Here is a 14,885-nt window from a genome sequence, read left to right as displayed (position 1 = left end):
TGCGAATCCGAGCGCTCAGTTACAGAACGCTCAGTTACAGAGCCCTCAGCTCGTGAAGAACAGCACGGCCAGCCCGACCAGCCCCACCCCGCACGGCGCGAGCACCTCGTACGCCCAGCGCACAACCGCCACCCCCTGCGCGCCCTCCCGGCGCGCGTTGCGCTCCGCGAGCTCCCGCAGGTCGTCGACCGCCTGGTCCGCCGGGGCGCGGCGGCTCGGGTCGGTGACCGAAGCGGTCGGGGAGGTGCGGTGGTACGGGTCATCGGCGGCGGCCCGGGTCGCCTGCCGCGACGCCCTCTTGCGCTGCCGCAGGGACACCGGGATCGCCCACATCTGGAACTTCTCGCCGCCCGCGAAGACCTCGGCCGAGTAGCTCGCGCGCACGCTCTCCACCGAGGCCCAGGGCAGCGTGATCGTACGGAACGGATTGCGCACCCGCAGCAGGTCGTCGCCCGCGTGGACCGCGGGGCGCAGGGTGTAGGCGACCACCAGCGGCACCGCGAACAGCAGCCCGGCGAGCGCCAGCCACTGGACCCGGCCCTCGCCCCTGATCAGCGCGTCGACGCCGAGCCACCCGGCGAGCGCCAGCAGCAGCACTCCACCGGCCATCGCGGCCGGGGACCGGTAGACGCGGTCGGCGTACTGCTGCTGTTGGGTGGGGGACTTGTCCGGGCTCGTCATACCGCCGATTCTGCCCGAAGCCCGGTGCCCGGGACATTGCGGTCCGGCATCATTCGTCCGCCGCGCGCCGGGCCCGAAGCCGGGGCCCGGCATGGGCGGCGCCCCCAGGCCGGCGGACGCGCCCCCAGGTCGGCGCGCCGCAGACTCCTCAGCCGGACGAAGGCCCGGGTCGCCCGGCGTCATCTCGACCCGAACCAGGGGGTGACAGGCCGCTACGCGCGTAGATATGCTCATCTGGTGACCATGCCACCTCTTGCGGTCGTACCCGCATCCAGCAACGAAGCCGTGGAACGCCTGGCGTCGATGGCGGACGTGACCGCCTCCGACGGTGCCCTGCGCCGCTTCCTGCACGGCCTTCCCGGAGTGGACGCGGTCGGCCAGCAGGCCCGCGCCGCGACTCTCGGCACCCGTTCGATCAAGACCACGGCGAAGGCGTACGCCATCGACCTGGCGATCTCGATGATCGACCTGACCACCCTGGAAGGCGCTGACACCCCGGGCAAGGTCCGGGCCCTGTGCGCCAAGGGCGTCCACCCCGACCCCACGGACCGCACGGCCCCCAAGGTCGCCGCGATCTGCGTCTACCCGGACATGGTGAGCACCGCGAAGGCCGCGCTGGCCGGGTCCGGCGTCCATGTCGCCTCGGTCGCGACCGCCTTCCCGGCGGGCCGGGCGTCGATGCCGGTCAAGCTGGCCGACACCCGCGACGCGGTCGCGGACGGCGCCGACGAGATCGACATGGTGATCGACCGGGGCGCGTTCCTCTCCGGCCGCTACCTGGAGGTCTTCGACGCGATCAGGGAGATCAAGGCGGCCTGCCGCCGGGACGACGGCAGCGCGGCCCATCTGAAGGTCATCTTCGAGACCGGCGAGCTCAAGACGTACGACAACGTGCGCCGCGCCTCCTGGCTCGCGATGCTCGCGGGCGCCGACTTCATCAAGACCTCCACCGGCAAGGTCGCGGTCAACGCCACTCCCCCGGTGACGCTGCTGATGCTGGAGGCCGTACGCGACTTCCGCGCGGCCGTCGGGGTCCAGGTCGGGGTGAAGCCGGCCGGCGGCATCCGCGACACCAAGGACGCGATCAAGTACCTGGTGATGGTCAACGAGACGCTGGGCGACGACTGGCTGTCGGCGGACTGGTTCCGCTTCGGCGCGTCCAGCCTGCTCAACGACCTGCTGATGCAGCGCCAGAAGCTGAGCACCGGGCGCTACTCCGGTCCCGACTACGTGACGGTGGACTGAGCCACTCATGACCTTCGAATACGCACCCGCACCCGAGTCCCGCGCGGTCGTCGACATCGCTCCGTCGTACGGGCTCTTCATCGACGGCGAGTTCCGCGAGGCCGCGGCCGGCAAGGTCTTCAAGACCCTCTCGCCCTCCACCGAGGAAGTCCTCTCCGAGGTCGCGCAGGCCGACGCGGCGGACGTGGAGGCAGCCGTCAAGGCGGCCCGCAAGGCGTTCTCGGGCTGGTCCGCGCTGCCGGGCGCCGAGCGCGCCAAGTACCTCTTCCGGATCGCCCGCATCATCCAGGAGCGCTCGCGCGAGCTCGCCGTCCTGGAGACGCTGGACAACGGCAAGCCGATCCGCGAGACGCGCGACACCGACCTCCCGCTGGTCGCCGCGCACTTCTTCTACTACGCGGGCTGGGCGGACAAGCTCGACCACGCCGGGTACGGAGCCGATCCGCGTCCGCTGGGCGTGGCCGGCCAGGTCATCCCGTGGAACTTCCCGCTGCTGATGCTGGCCTGGAAGATCGCGCCCGCACTGGCCACCGGCAACACCGTGGTGCTCAAGCCCGCCGAGACCACCCCGCTGAGCGCGCTGTTCTTCGCGGACATCTGCCGCCAGGCGGGGCTGCCCAAGGGTGTCGTCAACATCATCACCGGCGACGGCGCGGCCGGCGCGGCGCTCGTCGAGCACCCCGACGTCAACAAGGTGGCCTTCACCGGCTCCACCGCCGTCGGCAAGGCCATCGCCCGCAAGGTCGCGGGCACGAACAAGAAGCTCACCCTCGAACTGGGCGGCAAGGGCGCGAACATCGTCTTCGACGACGCGCCGCTCGACCAGGCCGTCGAGGGCATCGTCAACGGCATCTTCTTCAACCAGGGCCAGGTCTGCTGCGCGGGCTCCCGGCTGCTGGTGCAGGAGTCGGTGGCCGAGGAGGTGCTGGACGCGCTGAAGCGCCGGCTGGGCACCCTGCGGCTCGGCGACCCGCTCGACAAGAACACCGACATCGGCGCGATCAACTCCGCCGAGCAGCTGGCCCGCATCCGCGCCCTCGCGGACGCCGGCGAGGCGGAGGGCGCCGAGCGCTGGTCCCCGGCCTGCGAACTGCCCAGCTCCGGCTACTGGTTCGCGCCGACGCTGTTCACCGGCGTCACGCAGGCGCACCGGGTGGCGCGCGAGGAGATCTTCGGCCCGGTGCTGTCGGTGCTGACCTTCCGCACCCCGGACGAGGCCGTGGAGAAGGCCAACAACACCCCGTACGGCCTGTCGGCGGGCGTCTGGACGGAGAAGGGCTCGCGCATCCTGTGGATGGCGGACCAGCTCCGGGCGGGCATCGTCTGGGCCAACACGTTCAACAAGTTCGACCCGGCCTCGCCCTTCGGCGGCTACAAGGAGTCGGGCTTCGGCCGCGAGGGCGGCCGTCATGGTCTGGAGGCTTACCTCGATGTCTGATCGTTTGAGCGTGCTCAAGACCTACAAGCTGTTCGTCGGGGGCAAGTTCCCGCGCAGCGAGAGCGGGCGGGTGTACGAGGTGGCCGACGGCAAGGGCAAGTGGCTGGCGAACGCGCCGCTGTCGTCCCGCAAGGACGCGCGGGACGCGGTCGTCGCGGCCCGCAAGGCGTTCGGCGGCTGGTCGGCGGCCACCGCGTACAACCGGGGCCAGATCCTCTACCGCGTCGCCGAGATGCTGGAGGGCCGCCGCGAGCAGTTCGCGATGGAGGTCGCCGACGCCGAGGGGCTGTCCAAGGCCAAGGCGGCGGCCCAGGTGGACGCCGCGATCGACCGCTGGGTCTGGTACGCGGGCTGGTCGGACAAGGTCGCCCAGATCGCGGGCTCCGCCAACCCGGTCGCGGGCCCCTTCTTGAACCTCTCGACGCCCGAGCCGACCGGCGTGGTGGCCGTGCTGGCCCCGCAGGAGTCGTCCTTCCTCGGGCTGGTCTCGGTGCTCGCGCCGGCGATCGTCACCGGCAATACGGTCGTGCTCGTCGCCGCCGAGAAGGCGCCGCTGCCGGCCCTGTCCCTCGGCGAAGTGCTGGCCACCTCCGACCTGCCGGGCGGCGTGGTCAACGTGCTGTCCGGCCGGACGGCGGAGATCGCCGCCCCGCTCGCCGCCCACCAGGACGTCAACGCGATCGACTTGGCGGGTGCGGGCAACGACGCCGAGCTGGCCCTCGCGCTCCAGATCGCCGCGGCCGACAACCTCAAGCGCGTCCTGCGCGCCCGGCCGGCGGACTGGTCCGCCGATCCGGGCACCGGGCGGATGCTGGCCTTCCTGGAGACGAAGACCGTCTGGCACCCGATCGGCATCTGAGCGCGCCGGCCGGCCGAGACTTCGGCCCGGCCGACGCGACAGCTCAGCCGAGCGCGGGCTCAACCGACGCGAAAGCCCCGACGACCTGGACCGCGAGGTCCTTGGCCGCCGGGGCTTTCGCATGTGACCGGCCGCATGTGACCGGCCGCATGTCACCGGCCGCATGTCACCGGCCGGCCGGCACGAGCCGAACCGGCGGCCTGCGGCCGTCAGCCGGGCAGCACCTCAGCCGGGGAGCAGCGAGGCGACCGGGCCGATGAGGGGCAGGTCCGCGAGCGCGCCGCCGTTGGTGAGCGGTGCGGTCACGGGGCCGGTGCTGATCGGCTTGAAGTCGGCGATCTGGGTGCCCACGACGTTGTCCAGCGGGTCCACGCCGGTCCGGGCGAGCGGGTAGATCTGAAGATGCTTGATCGGCCCGACGCCGCCGGCCAGCCCGTGCTCCACCCCGCCCAGCAGGGCCTGGCTGGACACCCGGCCGAGATCGAGGCCCGCCGCCTCGTCGGCACTGGCCGCACCGGTGGCGCCGAGCGCCGCGCCGGCCGCCGCCGTGATGATCAGCCCCGCGCGCAGCAGTGTGCGCGGAACGGCCGAAACCTTGGGACGTGTGTGCGAGGCCATGGGCCACCTACCAGAGAATCTCGGTTGCGTAATCGATCGACAACGCAGCGTAGTCGAGCGGCGCCGGGCGACCCTACGTCACGCCCCTGGGATACCCCGTACGGCCCAATGCGGGAGAATGGCTCCCCGTGAGCTCCCAGCCCCCCGCCGCGCGCGCCATCCTGCTGACCGGTCCGTCCGGATCCGGCAAGTCATCCCTTGCCGCCCGCACGGGACTGCCGGTGCTGAATCTCGACGACTTCTACAAAGAGGGCGACGACGCGACCCTGCCGCGGCTGCCGCACGGCGCGGGCACGGACTGGGACTCGCCGCTGGCCTGGGACGCGTCGGCGGCCGTCGCCGCGCTGGGCGCGCTGTGCCGTACGGGGCGCACGACGGTTCCGGTGTACGACATCGCGACCAGCGCGCGCATCTCCGAGGGGGCGCTCGACATCGGCCGCGCGCCCCTGTTCGTCGCGGAGGGCATCTTCGCCGCGGACATCATCGCGCGCTGCCGTGAACTGGGCCTGCTCGCCGACGCACTGTGCCTGCACGGACGCCCCTCCACCACCTTCCGCAGACGGCTCGCGCGCGATCTGCGCGAGGGCCGCAAGTCGGTGACCGTGCTGCTGCGGCGGGGCTGGCGGCTGATGCGGGCCGAACGGGCGATCGTGGCGCGGCAGACCGCACTCGGCGCGCACCCCTGCGGACGCGACGAGGCGCTGGCCCGGATAGCCGCCGTGAACGCGGAGCGGAACCGCGTAGGCACGTAGCCACGGCTGCCCACAGGTGCACGCAGCCACCCAGCCACGTAGGCGCACGCAAGCGCGCAAGCAGAACAGCAGCAAAAAAACAGCAGTGAGGCCGGGCAGCCGCCCGGCCTCACTGCGTACTCCCCCGTGCATCCGCCGCTCCCCCGAACGACGGCCCCCTGCCCCTCCCCCGAAGGACAAGCTCCGCTTCCCCCGTGGTCAGGCGACCAGTTCGCCGAAGGACTCTTCCTCGTCCCGGCCGAAACTGAGCACCTGGTCCTCGCGCAGCCGGCGCAGTGAGCGCCAGATGCTGCTTTTGACCGTCCCGACGCTGATGTCGAGAATCTCCGCGATCTCCGGGTCCGTACGGCCCTCGTAGTAGCGCAACACGAGCATGGTGCGCTGCAGTTCGGGCAGCCGGGCGAGGGCCTGCCACAGAACGGCGCGCAGCTCGGTGCCGCGCATCGCGTCGTGGTCGCCCACCGTCTCCGGCAGATCCTCGGTCGGGTATTCGTTGAGCTTCCGCCGGCGCCAGGCGCTGATGTGCAGATTGGTCATGGTGCGGCGCAGGTAACCGCCGAGCGCCGCCTTGTCGCTGATCCGGTCCCAGGCGCGGTAGGTCGAGAACAGCGCGCTCTGCAGCAGGTCCTCGGCCTCGAACCGGTCGCCGGTCAGGTGATAAGCGGTGGCGTACAGGGAGGCCCGGCGCGCCTGGACGTAGGCGGTGAATTCCGCTTCCGACCCGGTGCTCCGCTCCCCCCGCACCTCCCCGTACACGCCACTGCCGAGAGATGCGGCGCCCCCGCTACCGCTTCCCCCGTCGTCCCCCCCGGTAGTGCTTCCCCCGTTGCCCCCCGTGGGAGCGTCAATCGCCACCATGTACGGCGGCCGCTGACGCCCGGTGCCGCGAGCGCACCCCCGCCCGCTCACAGCACCGGACTTCTCCAGACTCCGGCCGATGGTGTGCAGGCGTGTGTGAACAACTGCGCTGGTGATGCCGGTGTGCAGTGCGTTCATGTTGCGCCCCCCGTCGGTGGAGTCTGCTCGGTCTGTGTGCTTTCCGGCCTGGCTCCGACCGGTGACCAAAAGATTGCCCGGTCAGTTTCATGGGGGTGTCTGCCGACTGTCACAGGCCTGTCACAGGAGCTTTCTTCCGGCGGTTCGCCGTATGCGAACCACGTGGGAGCGCTCCAACGGTCGAACTCGTGGGGCCCCATGAGACAGAATGACCAACGTGCCTTTCCTGTTGCTGATCGAGGACGACGACGCTGTCCGCACGGCCCTCGAACTGGGTCTGTCCCGCCAGGGCCACCGAGTGGTGACCGCGGCGACGGGCGAGGACGGCCTGAAACTGCTGCGCGAGCAGCGCCCGGACCTGATCGTGCTGGACGTGATGCTGCCCGGCATCGACGGATTCGAGGTGTGCCGGCGCATCAGGCGCACCGACCAGCTGCCGATCATCCTGTTGACCGCCCGGACCGACGACATCGATGTGGTGGTCGGTCTGGAGTCGGGCGCCGACGACTACGTGGTCAAACCCGTGCAGGGGCGGGTGCTGGACGCCCGCATCCGCGCGGTGATGCGGCGCGGCGAGCGGGAGTCGAACGACTCGGCGGCCTTCGGCAGCCTGGTCATCGACCGCTCGGCGATGACCGTCACCAAGAACGGTGAGGACCTGCAACTCACCCCCACCGAGCTGCGCCTGCTGCTGGAGCTGAGCCGCCGGCCCGGACAGGCGCTGTCCCGGCAGCAGTTGCTGCGGCTCGTCTGGGAGCACGACTACCTCGGCGACTCGCGGCTGGTCGACGCGTGCGTGCAGCGGCTGCGCGCCAAGGTCGAGGACGTGCCGTCGTCGCCGACGCTGATCCGTACGGTCCGCGGCGTCGGGTACCGGCTGGACACCCCTCAGTGACCGAGCCTTCCCCGGGCAGGCCCGCGGAGCACACTGCGGGCCTGGCCTCGGAACAGGCTCCGGCGTCCGCGGCGGAGCCCGACCCCGTTGTCGGCCGGTCCCGCGGTCGGCTGCGCGGCTGGCTGGCGGCCAGGAAGCTGGTCCAGGCGAGCATGCGCTGGACCAGTCTGCGGCTGCGGCTCGTCATCGTCTTCGCGCTGGTCGCGCTGACCGCCGCGGTGTCCGCGTCCGGCATCGCCTACTGGCTGAACCGCGACGCGGTGCTCACCCGCACCCAGAACGCGGCGCTCGACGACTTCCGGCGCTCGCTGGAGGACGACGCGGGCTCGCTGCCGCCGCAGCCCCGGTGCGACGAGCTGCAGTCCGTCGCCTCGCAGATGGCGAACACCACGCAGCGCTACGAGGTCGTGCTGATCGACCGCGGGAGCGACGGCAGCCCGTGCGCCGTCTCCTCCGACACGGCCCTGTTCACCCTGGCCAATGTGCCGGACGCGCTGCGGACCGCAGTGGACAAGAAGCGGCCTGTGGACGGCTCCAACGCCTTCCCGTACCACCTGTACTGGCAGCGGATAACGGTGCACGGCGACCCCTATCTGGTCGGCGGCGCCAAGATGATCGGCGGCGGGCCGACCGGCTACATGCTCAAGTCCCTCGCCTCCGAGCGCGAGGACCTCAACTCGCTGGCCTGGTCGCTGGGCATCGCGACCGCGCTGGCCCTGATCGGCTCCGCGCTGCTCGCGCAGGCCGCCGCCTCGACCGTGCTGCGCCCCGTGCAGCGGCTCGGCGAAGCGGCCCGGCGGCTCGGCGAGGGCAAGCTCGACACCCGGCTGCGGGTGTCCGGGACCGATGAACTCGCCGATCTGTCCCGGACGTTCAACCGGACCGCCGAATCGCTGGAGCAGCGCGTCGAGGAGCTGAGCGCCCGCGAGTCGTCGAGCCGCCGGTTCGTCGCGGACATGTCCCACGAGCTGCGCACCCCGCTGACCGCGCTCACCGCGGTGAGCGAGGTGCTGGAGGACGAGGCGGACTCCCTCGACCCGATGATCAAGCCCGCCGTGCAGCTCGTGGTGAGCGAGACGCGGCGGCTGAACGAGCTGGTGGAGAACCTGATGGAGGTCACCCGCTTCGACGCGGGCACCGCCCGGCTGGTCATCGACGAGGTCGACGTCGCCGACATGGTCACCGCCTGCGTCGACGCGCGGGCCTGGCTGGACGCGGTCGAGCTGGACGCGGAGCGGGGCATCACCTCCCGGCTCGACCCCAGGCGGCTCGACGTGATGCTGGCCAACCTGATCGGCAACGCCCTCAAGCACGGCGGCTCGCCGGTCAAGGTCTCGGTCCGCACCGAGGGCGCCGAGCTGGTCATCGAGGTCAGCGACCACGGCCCCGGCATCCCCGAGGACGTGCTGCCGCACGTCTTCGACCGCTTCTACAAGGCGAGCGCCTCGCGGCCCCGGTCGGAGGGCAGCGGACTCGGCCTCTCGATCGCGCTGGAGAACGCGCACATCCACGGGGGCGGGATCACGGCCGCGAACTCCCCCGAGGGCGGCGCGGTCTTCACCCTGCGGCTGCCCCGGGACTCCTATCTCGACCCGATCGCCGACGATGACGACGACGACAGCGCCGGACCCGACACCGCCGGACCGCACTGCCGTCCGCACACCGGTCCGCCCGCCGACGAGGAGAACAAGCGATGAGCCTGCCGCGCCCGGGGTCAGCGCGCCCGGGGCCGCCCGTGCGACCGGGCCCCGCCCGCCCGGGACCCGCGCGCCCCGGGCTCGCCGGCCGCGCCCTGCCCGTACTGGCGCTGCTGCTGCTCGCCGCCACCGCCGGGTGCGGCATCCGCGGCACCACGGTGCCCGTCGACGCCGGGGAGGCGCCCGCCCGCGCCTCCTGCGACGTGCCGTCGGACAGCGTGCCCCCGGACGGCCCGGCCCGTACGCCCGTCCAGGTCTTCCTGGTGTGCGGCTCGCAGATCGAAGCGGTGTACCGGACCGTCCGGCCGCCCGCGAAGCACGACTCCGCGGACTCGCCGGACGCCGCCGACCGGCTGCGCATCGCCCGCGCGCTGCTCGGCGAGCTCCAGGAGGAGCCCGCGCCGGCCGAGCAGGAGGCCGGGTTCTCCAGCGCCGTGCCCGACGGCCTCGCGGTCGCGGGACCGCAGCGGGACGACCCGTCCGGCGCGCTGCGGCTCAGCCGGCTGCCCGACGAGCTCGCGCCCTTCGCCCTCGCCCAGCTCGTCTGCTCGTACTCCTACACGGCGGCGGCCGACGAGCACCGCAGGGTGCTGCTCGGCGGCCCCGGCGGCAATCCGCTGCGGCGCTACGAGTGCACCGAGGAACTGCGCACCCACCCGGACAGCGCGCCGACCTCGGGCAGTCTCCAGCCCACGGGCGGTACGGGCGGTACGGGCGGTACGGGCGGCGCGGACGGCGCGGACGGCGCGGATGGCGCGGATGGCAAGGGCAGCGCCGACGGCAAGCACAGCGCCGACAACCCGGTCGGCCCGGACAGCGGCGACGAACCGAGCCGAACCCCCTCATCCTGACCCGCGGCGACGAGGCGGAACCGTATCCCCCGCCCCCGTCGTCCTCCTCAGCGTGCAGCGTCCTGGCTCCGGCGGCATCACCGCCTCCCGCTTCCGCGTCGCCGGTCGAGTACTCCTCGCGGCGCATCTGCTCGTCGTCGGCTGGCTGACGCTGCGCCCGCTGACCGTGCCGTGGGTGACCGCGCCGAACCTCCATCCGCTGGCGGGCATCCGCGCGGATCTGCTGCTGGCGCCCTGGCAGGCCGCGCAGAGTCTGGGGTCCGGACTGTTGCTGCTCGCCCCGCTGGGTGTGCTGCTGCCGATGGCGACGGGGCGGCTGGAGTCCCCACCGCTCGGTTCGCTCGCCCGAACGGTGTGCACCGGCGCGCTGGTGTCCTTGGCGATCACCGTGGCGCAGACCGGGGTACCGGGTCGAGTCGTCGACGTGGACGCGGTCCTGCTGAACACGGTCGGGGTGGCGCTCGCGCATCTGCTGCTGGTCCCCGCCGCGCGGGCCGGGCTGCGCCGCCGGGAGCGCGCCCCTGGTCACAGGCCCCTCCTGCTGCGGGACCGGTTCGCCGACAGCACCGCCCTCCCTCGGGATGACGCCCCGCAGGGGGCTACCCCGACGATCCCCAGGGTCGGTATCGCACCCTAGAGCGACGCGCCTCGGCGGGCCGGGAAACTACTTTGGAGACATCGAAAGAGTTTCCCGAGCCGACGACTAGGAGTACCCACCATGTCCGCCGCACTGGTCCGCCCCCGTAGCAACAGGATGATCGCCGGAGTGTGCGCGGGCTTGGCGCAGCGCTTCGGCACCTCGGCCAACACGATGCGGGTGATCTTCCTGATCTCGTGTCTGCTGCCCGGTCCGCAGTTCCTGCTCTACCTCGCGCTCTGGGCGCTGCTGCCCGCGGAGAAGGACTATCGCGAAGCCTGGTGACGCCCGCCGAGGTTCGGTGGGCATCCGTCCAGGTTTGGTGACGTCCGCCGAGGTTCGGTGGCATCTGCCCAGGCCTGATGGCGGCCGCCGCAGCTCGGCGGCATCCGCCGCAGCCTGGCTGCACCCGCCGCAGAGCCGTCCCGGCCGAGCCCCTCCAAGGTCCGCGGTGCCGGGACACGGCCGCGCCCCCGCCCCCATCCGGTCCGTGAGGACGGTACGGGGCGGGGGCACGGTGCGGTGTCGGCGGCGTGCGCCGGCCCAGGACGGCGTGCGGTGCCGTGGCGGCAAGCCCTGCCTTAGGTCAGCCGCTGACGGCGGCGATCTTCTCGACCTGCTTGTTCACCAGTTCCTGCGGGACCTTCACGGGCTTCTTGGCCCCCAGGTCCATGCCGATGAACATGGCCAGCGTCGCGCCCTCGCGCACCACGACGTAGTTCAGCGGGATCTTCTGCCCGCCGCCCTCGCCGGTGAGCTGGAAGCCGACGGACTCGTCGCCCGCCTTCGCGAGCTGGATCTGCTTCACGTCGCTGTACTTCACCTTCTGGCCCTGCGAGACGGCGCCGAAGCCGGAAGCGCACCCGACCAGCGCGTTCTTGAGGTCGGCCACGGTCTGCTGGGCGTCCTCCGCCGTGTACGAGCGCAGCACGTCGGCGTAGCCGATGCCCGGAGTGGCCTTGCTGCTCAGGCCGCGGTTCACCGCGTCCTTGACCTTCGGACTGGCCTTCTCCGCCATCACGTCGATGATGGGCTGGCACTGCGGCGAGTCGACCTTCGGGTTCTCGTCGGTCTTCGACGGGCTCGCCGCGACGGCGAAGCCGGCGAGGTCGCCCTTCGCCAGGACGGCCTTGTCCAACTGCGCCTTGGTCAGGGTGGTGCCGGTCGCCGCGGCGGGCTTGGCGGCCTCGTCGGCCGACTCCTGTCCCTGGTCCTTCTTCTTGTCTCCGCTGCCGGAACTGTCACTGCTACAGGCCGTGGCCAGGAGCAGAGCCGGAATCGTGACCAGTGCGGCAAGCCCGGTCGCCTTTACTCGCATGTGCTGTGCTCCCGTACCCCGTTGATGAATGTTCGGCCAGCAGTTGACCAGTATTTTGACCAGTGCTGCCGACCATGCGCGATCTTGGCATACGACGCAGCGAACCGCCCACCGGTTCCGGTGAGCGGTACGCGGGAGTCACAGGTGGTCAGCCGCCGAGGCCGCCAGCCGCCTTGCCGAGCGGGAGGCCCCCGATCAGACTGGCGACCGGGCTCTTGCCGCCCTTGCCCTTGCCGCCCTTGCCCTTGACCGCGTCCCCAAGCGCGTGGGTGCCGGACTCCAGGGAGTTGACCACTCCCGGCATCACCTTGGCGACCTGCTGGACCGGGAGCGAGTGCACCGAGCCGACGACCGAGTCGAGACTGGTGCCGGCGGCGGAAGCGCTGCCTGCTGCGGCGACGGCGGCTGCGGCGCCGAGCGCGACGACACCGAGAGTTTTGATGGTTCCCTGCTTCATCGAAAATCATCCTCGTGATGGGGGCTTGAGCGGCACTGCAACGTAGTCACGCGAACTCACCCATTGCAAGCACCGACAACCCTGTGCAAACAACGAAAAGCGGCCGCGAGTTGATACTCACGGCCGCATTCGCAATTCGTACGATCAGCCTTCCGCGCCCTTGGAACCGCTGGTGAAGGCGGGTGTGGTGACCGTCTGGCGGAACAGCCACTCCGACTTCAACTCGGCGTATCCCGGCTTGATCACGTCATTGATCATCGCGAGACGTTCATCGAAAGGAATGAAGGCGGACTTCATCGCATTGACAGAAAACCATTGCATGTCGTCCAGTGTGTAACCGAAGGTGCGTACCAGGTGCTCGAATTCGAGACTCATGCTGGTGCCGCTCATCAAACGGTTGTCGGTGTTCACCGTCGCGCGGAAATGCAGCCGCCGCAGAAGTCCGATCGGGTGCTCCTCGTAAGAGGCCGCCGCGCCGGTCTGCAGGTTGGACGACGGGCACAGCTCCAGCGGGATGCGCTTGTCCCGGACGTACGAGGCGAGCCGGCCGAGCTTGACCGAGCCGTCCTCGGCGACCTCGATGTCGTCGATGATGCGCACACCGTGCCCGAGCCGGTCCGCGCCGCACCACTGCAGCGCCTGCCAGATCGACGGGAGCCCGAAGGCCTCCCCCGCGTGGATCGTGAAGTGGTTGTTCTCGCGCTTGAGGTACTCGAAGGCGTCGAGGTGCCGGGTGGGCGGGAAGCCCGCCTCGGCGCCCGCGATGTCGAAGCCGACGACGCCGAGGTCGCGGTAGCGGTTGGCGAGTTCGGCGATCTCCAGAGCGCGGGCCGCGTGCCGCATCGCGGTCAGCAGCGCGCCGACCCTGATCCGGTTGCCGTCCTCGCGGGCCAGCCGCTCGCCCTGCCGGAAGCCCTCGTTCACGGCTTCGACGACCTCTTCGAGGCTGAGCCCGCCTTCAAGGTGCTGCTCAGGGGCGTAACGGATCTCCGCGTAGACGACGCCGTCGGCGGCGAGGTCCTCGGCGCACTCCGTGGCGACCCGGACCAGCGCTTCGCGCGTCTGCATGACGGCGCAGGTGTGCGCGAACGTCTCCAGATAGCGCTCCAGCGAGCCGGAGTCGGCCGCCTCGCGGAACCAGATGCCGAGCTTGTCCGGATCGGTCTCCGGCAATCCGTCATAGCCCGTCTCGCGGGCCAGCTCGACGATGGTGCCGGGGCGCAGGCCCCCGTCGAGGTGATCGTGCAGCAGCACCTTGGGTGCGCGGCGGATCTGTTCGGGGGTCGCGTGCTTGAGGGTCTGGCTCGTCATCTCGGCACTCTAGCGCCTACGCGCGTAGATCTCTCGGATAGATACAGAATGGTGACCCTCCGGCGCGGTGGTGTACACCTCCGCGTCTGCCATCGTTCTGCCATGTCTCAGCAAGCATTGCCGGTTCGGGGCGCTCGGTTGGGGCGCGCGACGGGGCGCGCGACGGCGCGGGTGACAGCGCGTGTGACGGAGCGCGCGATGGGGCGCGCGATAGAGCGCGCATCGGGGCTCGGGCAGAGACGGGGCTCGGGCGCCTTGGCCTCCGGTTCCTCGGGTGTCCCTGAGGGCGACCGGACGATCAGCGGTGTGGTGCTGCTGCTTCCCGGCGGTGAGCCGGTGAGCACCCGGCGTGCCTCCTCGTTCAGCGTCGCCGCCCTGCGTCCGCTGGCCCGGCGGCTGGAGCGGGCGGGGCGGGCCGAGGGGCTGGTCGTACACCTGGTCCACTACCGCTGCCGCGGCTGGAACGGGGCCGCCGCGCATACCGCGCACGACGCGGAATGGGCGGCGGACGAGGTGCTGCGGCGCTACGGCGACGTGCCGGTCTGTCTGGCCGGTACGGGGCTGGGCGGCCGGGCCGCGCTGTGGGCCGCCGGGCATCCTGCGGTCAACTCGGTGCTGGCGATCTCTCCTTGGCTGCCGCCCGTCGCCGACGCGGCGGAACCCGAACCGGTCAAGCAGTTGGTGGGACGACAGGTGATGATCGTCCACGGCACGAACGATCAGCGGACCGATCCTGACCTGTCGTACCGGCTCGCCGAACGCGCGAAGAAGGCCAATCGCGATACCTGCCGCTTCGAGGTCCACTCGGACGGGCACTCCCTGCATCAGCATCGCTCCGAAGTCCAGGCGTTGGCCGTCGACTTCGTGCTCGGGTCGCTGGCTGGGCGGGGGTATTCGCGGCCGGTCACGGATGCGTTGGCTGCGCCGCCGCCGTTGGGGTTGCGGATGCCGTTGGCTGTGGGGTTCGGGGGGTAGGCGCCGGGGGTAGGCGCGGGGCGGTTCGGGGGGGGTGCCCCTATGTCTTTCGTCAACCCCGAGCTGCCTGTCTTGTGATGATTCGTCCATGTCGGGTTCATGCGGCGAGTTCGACGTTCTTGGCGGTGCGGGGTTCGTAGAAGGTGCCGTTGCGG

Annotated in this window: 16 protein-coding genes; 10 read left to right on the top strand and 6 right to left on the bottom strand. The window is 71.3% G+C overall.

The window, feature by feature from the left end; translation table 11 throughout:
* Positions 1-45: 45 nt before the first annotated feature.
* Positions 46-681 (bottom strand): PH domain-containing protein, encoded by a 636-nt coding sequence (locus QMK28_RS25365; RefSeq protein ID WP_326441902.1) that lies wholly within the window; start codon positions 679-681, stop codon positions 46-48.
* Between the two features lie 243 nt (positions 682-924).
* Here QMK28_RS25365 and deoC point away from each other — a divergent pair, with 243 nt between their 5' ends.
* The 3 genes from deoC to QMK28_RS25350 are packed head-to-tail and all read left to right on the top strand — an operon-like array spanning position 925 to position 4,223.
* Positions 925-1,926, top strand: a complete 1,002-nt coding sequence (deoC, locus tag QMK28_RS25360; protein ID WP_326441920.1) for a deoxyribose-phosphate aldolase — start codon at positions 925-927, stop codon at positions 1,924-1,926.
* A 7-nt stretch (positions 1,927-1,933) separates the two neighbouring features.
* Positions 1,934-3,364, top strand: coding sequence for an aldehyde dehydrogenase family protein (locus QMK28_RS25355; protein ID WP_326441901.1), 1,431 nt, complete (start codon positions 1,934-1,936; stop codon positions 3,362-3,364).
* Positions 3,357-4,223, top strand: a complete 867-nt coding sequence (locus tag QMK28_RS25350) for an aldehyde dehydrogenase family protein (protein WP_326441900.1) — start codon at positions 3,357-3,359, stop codon at positions 4,221-4,223. Before QMK28_RS25355 ends, QMK28_RS25350 begins: the two co-directional genes overlap by 8 nt.
* A gap of 225 nt (positions 4,224-4,448) precedes the next feature.
* On the opposite strand, the gene QMK28_RS25345 is transcribed toward QMK28_RS25350, so the two are convergent.
* On the bottom strand, positions 4,449-4,841 hold the full coding sequence (locus QMK28_RS25345; RefSeq protein ID WP_326441899.1) for a hypothetical protein: 393 nt from the start codon (positions 4,839-4,841) through the stop codon (positions 4,449-4,451).
* A 128-nt stretch (positions 4,842-4,969) separates the two neighbouring features.
* On the opposite strand from QMK28_RS25345, the gene QMK28_RS25340 reads away from it, so the two are divergent.
* Entirely contained in the window at positions 4,970-5,593 is a 624-nt protein-coding gene (locus tag QMK28_RS25340; protein WP_326441898.1) for an ATP-binding protein, read from the top strand.
* Between the two features lie 198 nt (positions 5,594-5,791).
* On the opposite strand, the gene QMK28_RS25335 is transcribed toward QMK28_RS25340, so the two are convergent.
* The gene (locus QMK28_RS25335) at positions 5,792-6,589 is read right to left on the bottom strand and encodes a SigE family RNA polymerase sigma factor (protein ID WP_326441897.1); all 798 of its coding nucleotides are present in this window, start codon (positions 6,587-6,589) and stop codon (positions 5,792-5,794) included.
* A gap of 217 nt (positions 6,590-6,806) precedes the next feature.
* Here QMK28_RS25335 and afsQ1 point away from each other — a divergent pair, with 217 nt between their 5' ends.
* The 5 genes from afsQ1 (at position 6,807) to QMK28_RS25310 (ending at position 10,954) form a co-directional block, all read left to right on the top strand.
* Entirely contained in the window at positions 6,807-7,484 is a 678-nt protein-coding gene (afsQ1, locus tag QMK28_RS25330) for a two-component system response regulator AfsQ1 (RefSeq protein WP_326441919.1), read from the top strand.
* Entirely contained in the window at positions 7,481-9,181 is a 1,701-nt protein-coding gene (locus QMK28_RS25325) for an ATP-binding protein (protein ID WP_443050816.1), read from the top strand. Before afsQ1 ends, QMK28_RS25325 begins: the two co-directional genes overlap by 4 nt.
* Before the next feature lie 38 nt (positions 9,182-9,219).
* Positions 9,220-10,032, top strand: a complete 813-nt coding sequence (locus tag QMK28_RS25320; protein ID WP_326441896.1) for a hypothetical protein — start codon at positions 9,220-9,222, stop codon at positions 10,030-10,032.
* A 52-nt stretch (positions 10,033-10,084) separates the two neighbouring features.
* Positions 10,085-10,669, top strand: a complete 585-nt coding sequence (locus QMK28_RS25315) for a VanZ family protein (protein WP_326441895.1) — start codon at positions 10,085-10,087, stop codon at positions 10,667-10,669.
* Positions 10,670-10,750: 81 nt separating this feature from the next.
* Positions 10,751-10,954, top strand: a complete 204-nt coding sequence (locus QMK28_RS25310; RefSeq protein ID WP_326441894.1) for a PspC domain-containing protein — start codon at positions 10,751-10,753, stop codon at positions 10,952-10,954.
* 301 nt (positions 10,955-11,255) lie between these two features.
* On the opposite strand, the gene QMK28_RS25305 is transcribed toward QMK28_RS25310, so the two are convergent.
* From QMK28_RS25305 to QMK28_RS25295, 3 genes are all read right to left on the bottom strand, one after another.
* A complete protein-coding gene (locus QMK28_RS25305; RefSeq protein ID WP_326441893.1) occupies positions 11,256-11,987 on the bottom strand; it encodes a hypothetical protein in 732 nt (243 codons plus the stop codon).
* 148 nt (positions 11,988-12,135) lie between these two features.
* Positions 12,136-12,444 (bottom strand): hypothetical protein, encoded by a 309-nt coding sequence (locus tag QMK28_RS25300; protein ID WP_326441892.1) that lies wholly within the window; start codon positions 12,442-12,444, stop codon positions 12,136-12,138.
* Positions 12,445-12,588: 144 nt separating this feature from the next.
* On the bottom strand, positions 12,589-13,755 hold the full coding sequence (locus tag QMK28_RS25295) for an adenosine deaminase (RefSeq protein WP_326441891.1): 1,167 nt from the start codon (positions 13,753-13,755) through the stop codon (positions 12,589-12,591).
* 138 nt (positions 13,756-13,893) lie between these two features.
* Between QMK28_RS25295 and QMK28_RS25290 the strand changes: the two genes are divergently transcribed.
* Positions 13,894-14,730: an alpha/beta hydrolase gene (locus QMK28_RS25290; protein ID WP_443050818.1), complete on the top strand. Its 837-nt coding sequence runs from the start codon at positions 13,894-13,896 to the stop codon at positions 14,728-14,730.
* Positions 14,731-14,885 lie beyond the last annotated feature (155 nt).

Origin of the sequence: Streptomyces sp. H27-D2 (assembly GCF_035828615.1) — a bacterium.
Lineage (GTDB): Bacteria > Actinomycetota > Actinomycetes > Streptomycetales > Streptomycetaceae > Streptomyces.
This window is presented reverse-complemented; position numbering and strand designations above follow the sequence as displayed.